A 12,668-nucleotide genomic window follows, 5' to 3' on the forward strand; every position below is an offset into this window, starting at 1 on the left:
CCGGATACATTTGTGCAGACTGCATCGTCCTCATTAAACGACCTTGCACGGGCGGGGCGGGTCATACATTTTTTGAAAGCAACTCGCGAAGTGCTGCAGCATCCAGCATCTGTTCGGCCAGGAGCTTCTTCAGCTTGGCATTCTCCTCCTCAAGCTGCTTCAGCCGCTTGGCCTCGGAAACGTCCATGCCGCCATACTTGGCCTTCCAATTATACAGCGTGGCTTCCGAGACGCCGTGCTTGCGCGCGAGATCGGCGGTCTTCGCACCAACCTCATGTTCCCGCAGCACGCCGATAATCTGTTCCTCAGTAAACCTGGCTCGCTTCATCTGTCCGTCCTTGAGAAGGCCGGACTCTAACTCCGCGTGGAGGAAATTTGCAGGGGCAGGTCACACCAGATCGATCTGGGGTGATGCCGGAGTTTACCGCTTCGTCACAGGTTTCAGGTCTTCGATCGTTCAGGCAAACCGTTGTGCGTGGCGCGCCGCTGCGCGTTTTCCATTCATAATCAGTTGTCGAGCGCTATACGTGCGATTGCCAGCGCAGCCCGAGACGGCATGTTGTCACGCCTACAGACGGGGTTCACAGCTGTGCGGAACCGAGCGCCGTTGCGTAAGGAACCCCGAGAGCTGCCGCTCGAACAACTCCCGACTCATCTGCTGCGCCTCAATGCCGAGCGGTTCTAGGCGAGCTTCCTGCGGCTTAGCGCCCGCGCGATCCATGGCTGCAGCGCCGACCGTAGTCGTACGGAGTCCACAAACGCCCCTCACTGTCGTAGCCGATTTTGCACGGATTGATGAAGGCGGCCGTGGGGTGATTGAGATAGAGTATCTTGGGAGGTCATCGGCGGGAACGAGCCGATCTACGCTCGAGGCGCGTTATGCGCGCTTCCGTTCCGAGGTTTCTAGGGTTAATTTGGCCCATATTTGAGCTTGCATTTCGGTGGGATTGGATGACGGTACTTGCCATAGTAAGCATCTGGCTGCTGCTCAACGTTTTATTCGTGCTCATCGTGGTTCCTCCCCGCGGGTCGCGATCGCGCCTCAACAGATCAGGAACAATCCTGGCGCCGGCCCCGATCGAAAAGCATCAAGACCAGCTCGATCACAACGAACAATTCTCCGTTCGCCACGCTCTCGGATCACTCGCAACGGGAGTTTTTTTCGTCCTGATGCCCCGGCTGATCGTACTAAGGAAGGCCATCGTACGGCTGTGGAACAAGTCGCGCGGGAGGCATAAGACCTGAAGGTCAGTGATTGGCGCGAGCTCCAAAAGGAGCATTGCGATGGCGCGCGAGAGTCTGACCGAGGCGGAGTGGCGGCTGATAGATCACGCGATTGGCGCTCTCGTGGAGGCTGTCGATCAAGATGGTTTGTCCATGAGATTGCCGCTCTCGCCCGGACAGGCCTCGGATCCAAGCGCAGTGCCTCAACAACCTCTCGCTGGCCCGCCGACGCCCACGAGGTCGTCGCCGAGACGACGATCCGATCGAGTGCAATGTTGCCCAGCCCAATATCCAATCTGCGGGTTGCGACGTGCCGCCAGCGCAACCTAATTGAACGCTTTTTCTGCAGGCGTAAACAGTTCCGGCGGCCGGACCGCTTCGACAAGCTCACACGCAACTTCTCCGCTGTGGCCTACTCGCCTCAATCCACAGGTGGCTCAGCGCTTATGAGTCCACGGCCTCGGCCGCCAAAGCTGCCTGCGCTGACCTAGTAGGCCTCCTGGGAAATGACGGTAGCCGCCGTGCGCGCCATGATTTTCAGGTCGAGCCAAATGCTCCAATTCCTTACATACCAAACGTCATATTCTACCCGCTTTTCCATCAGGTCGATGGTCGGCGTTTCGCCCCGGAAGCCGTTAACCTGAGCCCAGCCCGTGAGGCCTGGCTTCATGTGATGGCGGTACACATAATTCCTGATGATCTCGTCATAATAGTTGTCGTGGGCAAGCGCATGTGGGCGTGGTCCGACCAACGACATGTCCCCTCGCAGCACGTTCCAGAGCTGGGGCAACTCGTCAATGCTGGTCACGCGAAGGAAGCGCCCAATCCTCGTGACGCGCGCGTCACGCTTGGTCGCCTGAGTAATCGAGTGACCATTCTCGCACACGTTCATGCTGCGAAATTTCCAAATGTCGAACGGCTTGCCGTTGAAGCCGCGGCGCGACTGTCGAAAGATCACGCTTCCAGGCGAATCCAGCTTGATTAGAATGGAGACGGTGATCAGCACCGGCGCCAAGGCCACGAGCGAAAACAAGGCCAGACCGATGTCGAGGCAGCGCTTCTGGAGACGTTCAAACACGCTGAGTGGTGGCCGCTGAATCTCGATTGCCACCGTGCCGCTGACCGGCAAAAACGGACGCGATACGAGATCGGCGATCGAATTATCCGGCAATAGCCGGATCGGCTGTGGTACGGCGCGCAAGTGCAGTTCAAGTTGCTGCAACAACGGTAGCTCGTTCCAGTCAACCGCCAGCAGGTACTCCTGCACATCTGCTGCACGGGCTTGCTGGATGACATCGCGGATTTGCCTCTCCCAGCCGTTGCCATGGTTGTTAGCGGGAAGCACGAAATGGCGAACCACGTCGAATCCGTTCTTGCGCAGGTCCTTGAAGCGGCTCGAGGTGAAATCAAGCGGCTTCAGACTGAGTAGGGCAACCTTGCGGTCGACCAATCGGCCCTTGGCAAAGCTCGTCCGGAGCGCCCACTGCCACGCAAAGCGCAGGCTGAGCAGTCCAACACCGCCAACGCCGGTGAAGATGAGGAACGTGCCGCGGGACAGATTGTCCGACGATTTCAATAGAAACGCCGCGACCGCAAGGATTGTCAGTGACACCAGCCAGATGATCACCGCTTTGCGCAATTGCCACACCAGATTTAGCAGACGGTGCGTTGCATACACACCCTGCGAATAGGCGATCACAACAAACACTGTGCTGACGATCAGTCCGGCGCCGATGGGTGCTCCGTCTCTGAATGATGGCGTGGCGAGGTTATAAAGCTCCGACGCCAGCGCGTAGCTGAGCAGAATCAGCAAAAGGTCGGCCGCGATGACGAGAAGCTGAAAAGGCCTCTGAAGAGCCGTGCCCCGTGCGGAGGACACCGCATAAGTGCTTTCAGAGCCATAAGTTGCAACAACCATTCGATCCTCGAAGTGTGGAGGGTGCCTGGCGGTCATTGTGATGCTGAAGATTTGCCGCTTCCCAAGCAGAGGGTGTTAAGTGATCGCAGCGATATTGTGGCGCCGCACGCAAATTTACGATGCACGGATATGCGTCGCGTCGAAAATGCGCATCGAAATTTGTGGCGCTCAAAGCTCACGTCACAGTGCTGACATATCGGCGACGCGTTGCCCTGTTCTGAACCAAGTTCCACATACCAACACGATTCTTCAATGGTCGCGCGAGCGGTGTCCGCTCATCTTCGCGCCGTTTCCATCGTGTTGCGAGACTGCTATGGAGTCCATTTGCGGGAACTTCGGCGGATATCCACCTACGGATGTATCGCCGGATTTGCATTAGACATGCATCTTTGCCGCGCTCTGCACTTCAGTAATGCAATTTCCACGGGCCGGTTATCCGGCGGACCACACAAACTAGGTAGGTAAGAATTCCGCCCTTCTTTTGGCGTGATCACCGGAGAATGAGGACGTCACTCCATCCACCGCACATTGTTCGCGTTAGATGGAGAGTTCTCAGGTGCGGCGACTTGGGGAGATTTTGTCGACCACCTGACCGATTGTGCGCCATGATATCTCTCGCCCGACCACGTCGGCCAATCCAAAAGCCGCACTTGCCCGAGGGGGTTCGCATCTATGCGATCTCGGATATTCACGGCTGTGCGCATCTGCTGCAGCCCATGTTGCGGGTCATCGACGCCGACATGGCTCGCAGCCGCGCGCGCTGTGCGATCGAGGTCTTCATGGGCGATTACATCGATCGTGGTCCGGACACGCGCGCCACCCTCGACATCCTGGTCGAGCGGAGTCGCCGGGGAAATGCGGTTTTCCTCAAGGGCAATCACGAGGCATTTCTGGTCGAGGTGTTCGAAGACCCTTCACTGTTCGAGAATTGGCTCGCCGTCGGCGGAACCCAGACATTGATGTCCTATGGGCTCGCTCCGGCAGATCTGAAGCGCGATGAGCCGGCATCGATCTTGCACGATTTGATTCGCGCAATGCCGACTGAACATCTGGAATTCTTGGACAATCTGCGGCTGAGCTTTACGTGCGGGGATTTCTTCTTCGTGCATGCGGGCGTTCGACCGGGCGTGGCGTTGTCCGAACAGCAGGAAAACGATCTTTTGTGGATTCGCGCGGAGTTCCTAGAGAGCGAGAAGCATTTCGGCAAATATATCGTGCACGGACACACGCCAGTGCGGAGCGCCGACGTGCGAAACAATCGCGCCAACATCGACACGGGCGCCTATGCGACGGGCAATCTCACGCTGATGAGCATCCAGGGAAGCCGAATGCTCGCGGTGTGAACGATCCGCATTCGTTTCCGAGTAGCGAGCGAGCCTGACATCAACCGACCACACCTAGTTGAGCACGCACAGAGGATGCGAGCGTGCTCGGCTTTCCGCCATCCAAGCGCTCCAGGCGCGCTCGTGCTTGAGGTAAAGTTCCGACCAACGCTCATCGCTGCTATTCTGACCAAGCCAGCGTTGCTCCTGGAGCACAGAGGAGCCTTCCAGAGACGCTATCGGACGATCCAGCTTCTCGAACTCGACGGTCTCCGAGCTCGTTAGCCCGACCAGGACGCGCTGTCCGGCTCCATCCACGATGTAGCGCCGCGGAGCGTCCTTCCTTGCCTCGGTCATGCCCTTGTACCCTTGCTTGCTTGATATCCTATCCCAACGAGATCCCCGCACGCGATGCCGACGAGACCAAAACGCCCCTCGGGAATGCCGGAGGGTCGAGGTCGGGGGACGACGCAAACAATCGAGAAGTCATGGAAGCCGTCCTGGATGGTGCGATGCCCATCAAGAGCACGCAGTGTGTCGACATCATGGTTCGCGATGATTTGAGGGCGCCGAAAGATTGTTCAGGCCTGCTCTGTTGGGAAGCAGCGGTGCTCCGACTTTCTTCCTGCTCATCGAGGCGCAAGCCTTTGCGAGCGGAGCGTACCGTTTCGAAGACGGTGGTGCTTAAGCCGGTTCGGTGCGATCTATCCTGTCATTGAAACGAGCCGACGCTCCAGGAAGAGGGATTTTCGCGCCTTTTCCGCGTCCCCCGGCACTTGCAACCATTCCGAAGCCGTCGCATTATTTCACGCCGCATTTTGAGAAGGATTCAATACAATGAACTTTCGCGCTCCCGGTCCATTCATTGCTCTTTCTACTCTTGGCCTCACTTTGACTGCGACTGCCGCCCCGGCCGCGGAGCTCGCGCTCGCTCCGGCACATCATCACGCCGCCTATGTCCGGACCGGGGTAGTGTTGTGGGATGACGTCTATCCGCCCGCGATCTACGGCCCGCAGCTTCGCTCCGTCGAGGAAGTCGCGACCATGAAGGCGGAAGCGCGGCCCGTGTCCCAGCGCTGGTGGGGATATTGGTACGTCCGCTAGGTACGGGTGCGCTTGGCAAGAGCCGAGCTGCGCTCCGATCATGAACCGCCGCACGTCGGGGCAACCAGCAGCGGCGGTTTCCGTTTGAGGTCCGATCGAGAGCGCGCTCGCGCACGATGCGCGTCTTGGCTTTGAGCCTTGGCTTTGACGACAGGATTGAATCTTGGCCTTGCGAGTTGGAATCTTGGTCCCAGCTGGTCGAGCGTCTTGCGCTAAATTAGACGGTCTGGCCCAAGCCGAAGACCGCGAGCTCACGCCGCGAATGAGGCTTCGCTCCGTCAGGACGGGCCGCCGATTGCCGTCACGGCCGCTACTTCGGTGACGCGCCCCGCTCCCAAGGCCGCTTGCCATCCGTCCCTCTGTCCCAGGGGCGCGCTGTCGAAGCGTCCTTCTCTTCGGCAGCCGCCCGCGCCCGATCGGCCTGGACCCGTTCGCGATCGGTCGGTGGCGCCTTCGACGGGACGGGCTCGCTCTGCGCTGATGCCGGAGCAATGGTGAGCAGCAGGATCAGCATGAATTTTCTCATGCCAAGGCTTTAACACGGTGGCCGGGGAGCTGTCCGATCTATTCGGTGGACTTGGAAAGTGCCCTCGCCTTCGCACATGCTGAGAATCGCCGAAGCGGTAAGCTGGTTTAGCGAGCGATGCGGCGCTTCAAGCTCGCCCTGATATCCTGATAAACTCCATCGCGACAGCGGCAGCCCCCCTGCGCGAGAAAACGACGACGCTTTGAGTGATTTACGGGGGTCGCGGCCAAGCCCAAGAGCGACACGAACAGGACAAAGAACCGCCGAGGATCAGGGCTGTTACAGGGCTCTAGAGCACCTAGACGGCGGCATCATGGGCGCCTGTCAGGGCGCTCATAATTCGGGCCCATACGCCCGCTCGTCGCCAGGGAACGAAGCGGTTGTTGCAGGTCGTGTACGGACGACCGGCCGATCGCGCCATGGCGCTCCAGGTCGCAAGACCTAGCATCGGCTTAATTGCAGCCCACTCTTCGTCGGTGAGTTCGTAGCGCATGATTCGTCGCCTCGATAGGACCTGAATCACGGCAAGACGGTCCGGCTCAACGTGGTCCGCGAGAGACGGTCGGCCGCTATACAACCGAAAGCGGACCTATTATGCTTACCTCGAGTTTTGTCGCTCATGAGCCTTAGCCGACTCTCCAATGAGGGCGCGCGAGCGTGGGAGGCTAAAGCTGAAGTCACCGGACATGGCGAGCCGCCTTCCGGAGCTCCGAAGCTGATCTGCTGCTCTCTTCTGATCGCCTCGGGTCACACCCGACGCTTCCGCTCTATCCAGGACACCTACACCGGGCGACCGGTCTCCCATTGTGACCCGCCGGGCCAATTCTTCAACAAGAACTTTCTGCCCGGTCACCGCCCCACGAATAGCCGAAAATGGCCAAGCTGCGAACAATTGCGCAGGGCTGAATGCCCTGTTTTTGGATGCGATGTAGACAGTAACAGACATGCAACCGGTATCGCGCGCGGCGGCCCATTTCAGAGCGGATGTCGAGGGACTCAGGGCAATCGCAGTTCTGTCGGTCGTTGCCTTTCACTACGGAGTTCCAAGCGTAACCGGCGGGTTTGTCGGTGTAGACGTCTTCTTTGTCATATCGGGTTACCTGATCTCGCAACTTCTGCTTCGGGAGATAGCAGCAACCGGGAAGCTCGATTTCCTTGGCTTCTACGGTCGCAGAGCCAAGAGGCTTTTGCCCGCCGCCCTCGCGGTGACGGTAGCAACTTTGACCATTGGATACTTCGTACTAGCGCCGTTTGAACAGAAGGAAATGGCCAAATCGGCCACCGCTTCTGCGCTCTATGCAGCCAACGTCTGGCTCCTTCGCCAATCAACGAATTATTTCGCGCCCGAAAGTTCGCTCAATCCATTTCTTCATACGTGGTCACTGTCGGTTGAGGAACAATTCTATTTGTTTTGGCCGGCGTTTCTCCTCCTGGTCAGCCGTATCAGCCAAAACGTCCTGCTGATAGCTTTACTGATCGTCGTGTTCGGATCCTTCGCCGCTTGCTTCTACCTGACCTATGGCAAGCAGGCTTGGGCATTCTATCTGGCGCCCCCTCGAGCGTGGGAGTTTGGATTAGGAGCCCTGATCGCGACAAGGCCGTTCGAGGACTGGATGAGGCAGCCTGGCTCGAGTCGGCTGATCGTTGGATGGTTGTCCTTTGCGGTTCTCATCCTGTCATTCTTTGCTATCGACGGGTTCATGCCGTTCCCGGGCGTAGTTGCAATGGTTCCAGTGTTCGCCACAGCGCTGTTGCTGCTTACGGGAGACGATCCTGCTGGACCGTCCGCTTTGCTTAGGATGCGTCCATTTCAATTCTTCGATGCCCGATCCTATGCCATTTACCTTTGGCATTGGCCGATTGCAGTGCTTGGTACGGTACTTGTTGGCGGTACGGCGCTGGCCCATTGCCTTTTTTTTGCGATGACAGTCGTTCTCTCCTCGCTCAGCTTCGCTTGGCTCGAACGCCCGATCAGATCTAGTTATTGGCTGGCACAACGATCTGTACGGTCAATTGCCATGGGCGGTGCTCTTACGCTAATCGCCACAGTTGCCGGCGTCCTTTCATTCACGATTGCACAATACGTTACGGATGCTGCGCAAGCGGCCATAGTTGCCTCAACGTCCAAGTTTTCACTTGCGAGTGAGAGCGGTTGTCTAGCCGGGTTCACGACACCGAAGCCAATTCGTTGCGTGTTCGGCCCATCGAACTATACGAAGACAATCGTTCTGCTAGGAGATTCTCACGCCGATCAATGGACAACCGCGCTTACAGCTATTGCCGAACAGAAGGGATGGCGGCTTATCACTTATTTAAGGGCCTCCTGTCCTGTCGCTGATATTTCCATCTCCAAGGTCTACAGTTTGCGACTTCGTCGTCTTTCGAGCCAGTGCGCAAGCTGGCGCGAGCAGGCGATCGCTAAGATCAAAAATCAAGATACCCCCGACGCGATCCTGCTGGCGCAGTTTTCGAGCGGGAACGTCAAGGGCCCATTCACCAATCTGGGACCTCACGCGGTGAGCGTAGAGACGTGGGAGCGTGGATTATTTAGAGCGCTCAAGGAGCTTGAGCCACTCGGCGTCAAGCTAATCGTGCTCCGCGACAATCCCACTCCTTACCATCCCGTCGGGAATTGTCTCGCTCGGGCGGAATGGCGCGGCCTTCCATTTAGCACGTGTAGCCGTAGTCTATCGCTCACCATGAGTGATGAAGTTTTCGAAGCTGAGCAACGTGTCGTCTCGTCCATCAACAACGCGCGCATGATCGACCTAACATCGTCAATTTGCACAGACTTGGTGTGTCCGGCTATTCGTGACGGCATCGTGGTTTATAGGGACGCAAATCATCTCACGGTCGATTTTACACTGCTTCTTAAGGATCGTCTCGCGGCAGATCTGACAGCTGCCCTCTGACGATCAAATCTAGCTGAAGACTTTAGCCGGAGCGTCGGGATCGATCGAAGGCCAGCCGATGCTACTGTAGAAAGGGCCCTGCCTGATCTCTTGCAGACCGGAGAGCCACCCGCCCTGTTTAACATCGAGACCCCGCGGCCAAGACTTGAGGCAGTCAAGATTATTGACATGGTCACCTCCAATTCGTGGGCTGAGCTGGCGGCTTCTTATCTCCGCACGCGAGAAGCCCATGGAGAACATGAACTTGCAAAGGCCGAGCTGAAGAAGCTCGTTCCGGAGGATGCGAAGGAGGCTGTCGGCCACGGCATCAGGGCAAAGCGCTCGAAGTCAGGCGCGATTAGCTTCGAAGTCCAGGCGGTGGAGGGCACCCAACCGCACTCGGCGAGCATCTTGCCATCTCAGTTCGAGGCGCTGTGTCCTCCGCCTCAACTTTTGCCCGGAGAGAACATCGACCACTATCATGCGGTGCAGGCCGCGATCTTCCGCGACATCGAACCCCAATCTGCTATCGAATGGCTGCTCGCCATCGACATCGCTGAACTCTCCTGGGAGATGCAACGCTACCGGATTCTGCGGCATAGGCTCCTGAAAACATATCGCCAAAAGGCAATTGAGATAACGCTTCGTCGAGTCGATGTGGCGGGCATCGCCCCGGACTTCCAGGATGCAGCCGAACTCTACACCATCAAAAACGCCCTGGACTGGCAACTGGACGCTTCTGCTGCACTCGATATCCAAGCTCAACTTCGATCTTACGGTTTCGATCAATATGCTATTAGCATGGAGGCCTACGTTCAGGTCCGCGAGTTCCTCTCGCTCTTTGAATCACTCTTGAACGGAGCACAGCTTAGACGCCTCTTGTTGCTCAAGGAGATCAACAACCTCCGAGGGTCAAACATGGCGTGCCCTCCCAATGTTGCTAGCCGTAAAGGCAAAAGGCTTCTAATGGGGGCTGAAGTCATATAGCGGATTGTCGCGTTCCTTGGTGAGAGCCACAGCAGTCGAAGGAACCCGAGCAATGTCCGCGCAATACGCAAAGAAACAATCTTGGAGAAAGCTAACCCGCAGCTGGCATTACTGTTTAGCGGCCTGGAATGACCCATTTGACTGTTACTCTTCCAGCTGGCTGCGCAAAGCGTCACGCTCCTCGCGCAATTCTCGGAGGCGCTGAGCATTGTCCGATTGCGTCTCCTGCCACTCGATGCGATCCTCTGCAGTCCACAGGTAAGACTCGCGATTGAACCTATCTTTCTCTGCCTTATCAAACTCCACGTACAGCTTGATGTCTCGCTCAACTTGATCGAGTTGTTCCCGGACAATTCTTCGCATCAGCTGTTCCTGCGGATCATTTTGCTGCGACTCGCACGCGGCAAATTTATCAAGACAGATCTGCTTCCATTGTGGCGGCACTCGACCGAGATGGACACCTCATCGTCGTTAGCGATTGGCTTGGCACAGCGGTGGTGAAGTGGGGCCGCTTGCCCTCTACTTTGGTCGCGACCGTTCATCGACCGGGATCTCGCCACAATGAAAGCTCTCGATCTTCTCGTTCCTGTTGACGCAGGCAACGTCGTGTCCGAATCCGCAAAGGGAAACCAGTCTTCCTCAAGCTCTTTGATAGTCGTCTTCAATCCGGATGATGTCGACTTCCCCGAGATAGCTTCCGGTCTGGACTCGATCAAGTCCAGCATGATCTTACCGGGGTTCTCCATCCAGTGCACCGCGCCCATCGGGATGTAGATGGACTCGTTCTCGTGCACCGTCTTCACTATCTCGTTGACGGTGACACGGGCCGCGCCGCGGACCACAAATCCAATGCTCGGCACGATGATGGTGCTTCTGCAGCGACAGCTGCCCGCTGGGCTTCACCCCGACACGCCCCACCTGATGGCGCTCGCCTTTGTCGACGGACTGACAAGCGGTGCCTATCCCGCAGACCTCGAAACTGTAATCTAAGCCTGCTTTTTTGGCCCTGCCCATCTCCCTATTCCCTTCGTTTCGAGTACGAGCGGGATACCGAACTTAGAGATTAACTGCGCGGCAGAACTCAGCTTTTGGACGAAGTTAAACTGGTAGAGGCGCCCAGTGCCGGTAGTGTGACGATCGTCGGCCCGTCATTTCGCTACCAAGCCCCTTCCCGTCCAGGAACTGACCGGTTCCGAATTGCGGTGTCGGGCGAAAACCGCAGGCAGAGCGGATCCTCGGTCATCGCCGTGGAAGTGACCGTCAGATAGCGCCGTGCCGACTGGCGAGGACGCCGGGCCAGAGCCCTGTCGCTGCACTGGCGGCTCGATGGAGAAACTGAGGCAGCTCAGCCCGTTACGCGTGAACTCAGTTCCGTCACGGAAGGATCCTAACGGAAGGCTGCCTATTGCCGACAGGCTTTCGACTTCCCGCCGGGAACGCTGCTACTTCGCTTGCGCACCCCGGTCCCAAGGCCGCTTGCCGTCCGCGCCCCTATCCCACGGGCGCGCGGTTGGGGCGTCCTTCTCCTGCGTGGCCGCCTGCGCACGATCGGCCTGAACCCGTTCGCGATCGGTCAATGGGGCCTTCGCAGCTGGCGGTTCGGGCTGCGCCAATGCCGGCGTCGTGATGAGCAGCATCGCCAAAATAAATTTTTTCATCCCGCCTTTAACACAACGGCCGCAGGCTGTCCGATCTATTCGGAGCCCTCCAAAGTTCAAAGATCCGCCTAATCTCCATAGCTCGAAGGAAAAGGCCCACAACGGTGGGCCTTTGGTGAGAGCTGATGAATAGATCGCCCTATTTCTGATCTTCGTTGCTGGTGCCTGATCCGGGGCTTCCGATCGGCAAACCATTAGCTGAATGACCAACCCCGGAGTTACGCTCGGCCTGCGCGGCGGCCGGCGTCTTTCCGTTCGCGGTTGGGGGTTGGACGTTCGGATTGTTCTGGCTGGGGTTGGGGCTGCTCGTGTTCACGTTAGCGCCGGTGGTGGTGCCTTGAGTCCCTATGCCGGAAGGAGCCGAGGGGCCCGAGGTCGCGCTGCTCGACGAGGTGCCTGTCCCAGCACCAGAGCTTGCCGCCGAACCCGCGCCGCCGCCGGCTCCCCCACCCGAGCCGCCACCGCCGCCACCGCCACCGCCACCGCCTTGGGCGAACGCGGTCGACGAGAATGCTATGCAGGCAAGGGCAACGAACAGAGGCTTGCGGATCATGGATGCGTCTCCCTGAGCTTGAACAGCAATCACGACAGACGCTGGAAGTTCCTGCGCTGCCGCGGTCCGAATTCCCTGCGAACAGGCAATTTTACAGGGAAAGCGCGCCTGCGGTGAGGCCGCTATCCCATGAAAATGCGAACATTTGCCTTGAAATTCAGTGCATCCGGGGCGCGATCCGCCAAATCCGAACAGGGAATTTATCGCTAGTGAACAGGGAATTTGCGTGCAAACGGCTGGACGAAACAGGCGATGTGCGGGCTACGGATCCGTCCCGCATGCCGTGGCGCGAATAGCGCAAGCATCGCCTGTGGATCACCGCCAGTGCAGGGGCGGCGTCTGCGCACGGCGAGGAATCGCGAACAGTCGCCGAATTTAACTGGCAGCAGGACCCTCCTAGCTAGGCTAGCCTAGTCTAGCACTACTTTGGCAGAATGTGTTTTCGCCGCTGTTTTTCAAGGATTTGCTTTCGGCAATATGGGCAC

At 58.0% G+C, this 12,668-nt stretch carries 7 protein-coding genes and 5 pseudogenes; 5 read left to right on the forward strand and 7 right to left on the reverse strand.

What is annotated here, in order from left to right; genetic code table 11:
• Positions 1 to 70: 70 nt before the first annotated feature.
• Positions 71 to 328, reverse strand: a pseudogene (locus IVB13_RS16710) (transposase); the annotation flags it as partial.
• A 1,210-nt stretch (positions 329 to 1,538) separates the two neighbouring features.
• Between IVB13_RS16710 and IVB13_RS16715 the strand changes: the two are divergent.
• Positions 1,539 to 1,684 (forward strand): annotated as a pseudogene (locus IVB13_RS16715) (IS5/IS1182 family transposase); the annotation flags it as partial.
• Positions 1,685 to 1,711: 27 nt separating this feature from the next.
• Here the strand turns inward: IVB13_RS16715 and IVB13_RS16720 are convergent.
• On the reverse strand, positions 1,712 to 3,142 hold the full coding sequence (locus tag IVB13_RS16720) for an undecaprenyl-phosphate glucose phosphotransferase (protein WP_247489705.1): 1,431 nt from the start codon (positions 3,140 to 3,142) through the stop codon (positions 1,712 to 1,714).
• Between the two features lie 605 nt (positions 3,143 to 3,747).
• Between IVB13_RS16720 and IVB13_RS16725 the strand changes: the two genes are divergently transcribed.
• On the forward strand, positions 3,748 to 4,485 hold the full coding sequence (locus IVB13_RS16725) for a metallophosphoesterase (protein ID WP_247489707.1): 738 nt from the start codon (positions 3,748 to 3,750) through the stop codon (positions 4,483 to 4,485).
• Positions 4,486 to 5,301: 816 nt separating this feature from the next.
• Entirely contained in the window at positions 5,302 to 5,568 is a 267-nt protein-coding gene (locus IVB13_RS16735) for a hypothetical protein (RefSeq protein WP_247489712.1), read from the forward strand.
• A gap of 310 nt (positions 5,569 to 5,878) precedes the next feature.
• On the opposite strand, the gene IVB13_RS16740 is transcribed toward IVB13_RS16735, so the two are convergent.
• Both IVB13_RS16740 and IVB13_RS16745 read right to left on the reverse strand, forming a co-directional pair.
• Entirely contained in the window at positions 5,879 to 6,094 is a 216-nt protein-coding gene (locus tag IVB13_RS16740; RefSeq protein WP_247489714.1) for a hypothetical protein, read from the reverse strand.
• A 301-nt stretch (positions 6,095 to 6,395) separates the two neighbouring features.
• A pseudogene (locus IVB13_RS16745) lies at positions 6,396 to 6,587 on the reverse strand (IS5/IS1182 family transposase); the annotation flags it as partial.
• Between the two features lie 451 nt (positions 6,588 to 7,038).
• Between IVB13_RS16745 and IVB13_RS16750 the strand changes: the two are divergent.
• Both IVB13_RS16750 and IVB13_RS16755 read left to right on the forward strand, forming a co-directional pair.
• Positions 7,039 to 9,006, forward strand: a complete 1,968-nt coding sequence (locus IVB13_RS16750) for an acyltransferase family protein (RefSeq protein ID WP_247489715.1) — start codon at positions 7,039 to 7,041, stop codon at positions 9,004 to 9,006.
• A gap of 90 nt (positions 9,007 to 9,096) precedes the next feature.
• A pseudogene (locus tag IVB13_RS16755) lies at positions 9,097 to 9,357 on the forward strand (endonuclease); the annotation flags it as partial.
• Positions 9,358 to 10,116: 759 nt separating this feature from the next.
• Here the strand turns inward: IVB13_RS16755 and IVB13_RS16760 are convergent.
• The 3 genes and pseudogenes from IVB13_RS16760 to IVB13_RS16770 all read right to left on the reverse strand — a co-directional run bounded on the left by IVB13_RS16760 (position 10,117) and on the right by IVB13_RS16770 (position 12,183).
• Positions 10,117 to 10,335, reverse strand: coding sequence for a hypothetical protein (locus tag IVB13_RS16760; RefSeq protein ID WP_247489717.1), 219 nt, complete (start codon positions 10,333 to 10,335; stop codon positions 10,117 to 10,119).
• Between the two features lie 276 nt (positions 10,336 to 10,611).
• Positions 10,612 to 10,926, reverse strand: a pseudogene (locus IVB13_RS16765) (cupin domain-containing protein); the annotation flags it as partial.
• 843 nt (positions 10,927 to 11,769) lie between these two features.
• A complete protein-coding gene (locus IVB13_RS16770; protein WP_247489719.1) occupies positions 11,770 to 12,183 on the reverse strand; it encodes a hypothetical protein in 414 nt (137 codons plus the stop codon).
• Positions 12,184 to 12,668: the final 485 nt, after the last annotated feature.

Source organism: Bradyrhizobium sp. 17 (assembly GCF_023073515.1).
GTDB classification, from domain to species: domain Bacteria; phylum Pseudomonadota; class Alphaproteobacteria; order Rhizobiales; family Xanthobacteraceae; genus Bradyrhizobium; species Bradyrhizobium canariense_D.

What these genes read in the sequence shown, in the direction of transcription:
- IVB13_RS16725 (WP_247489707.1), top strand. Translation starts at nt 3,748, where the DNA reads ATGATATCTCTCGCCCGACCACGTCGGCCAATCCAAAAGCCGCACTTG.
- IVB13_RS16735 (WP_247489712.1), top strand. Translation starts at nt 5,302, where the DNA reads ATGAACTTTCGCGCTCCCGGTCCATTCATTGCTCTTTCTACTCTTGGC.
- IVB13_RS16770 (WP_247489719.1), bottom strand. Translation starts at nt 12,183, where the DNA reads ATGATCCGCAAGCCTCTGTTCGTTGCCCTTGCCTGCATAGCATTCTCG.
- IVB13_RS16740 (WP_247489714.1), bottom strand. Translation starts at nt 6,094, where the DNA reads ATGAGAAAATTCATGCTGATCCTGCTGCTCACCATTGCTCCGGCATCA.
- IVB13_RS16720 (WP_247489705.1), bottom strand. Translation starts at nt 3,142, where the DNA reads ATGGTTGTTGCAACTTATGGCTCTGAAAGCACTTATGCGGTGTCCTCC.
- IVB13_RS16760 (WP_247489717.1), bottom strand. Translation starts at nt 10,335, where the DNA reads ATGCGAAGAATTGTCCGGGAACAACTCGATCAAGTTGAGCGAGACATC.
- IVB13_RS16750 (WP_247489715.1), top strand. Translation starts at nt 7,039, where the DNA reads ATGCAACCGGTATCGCGCGCGGCGGCCCATTTCAGAGCGGATGTCGAG.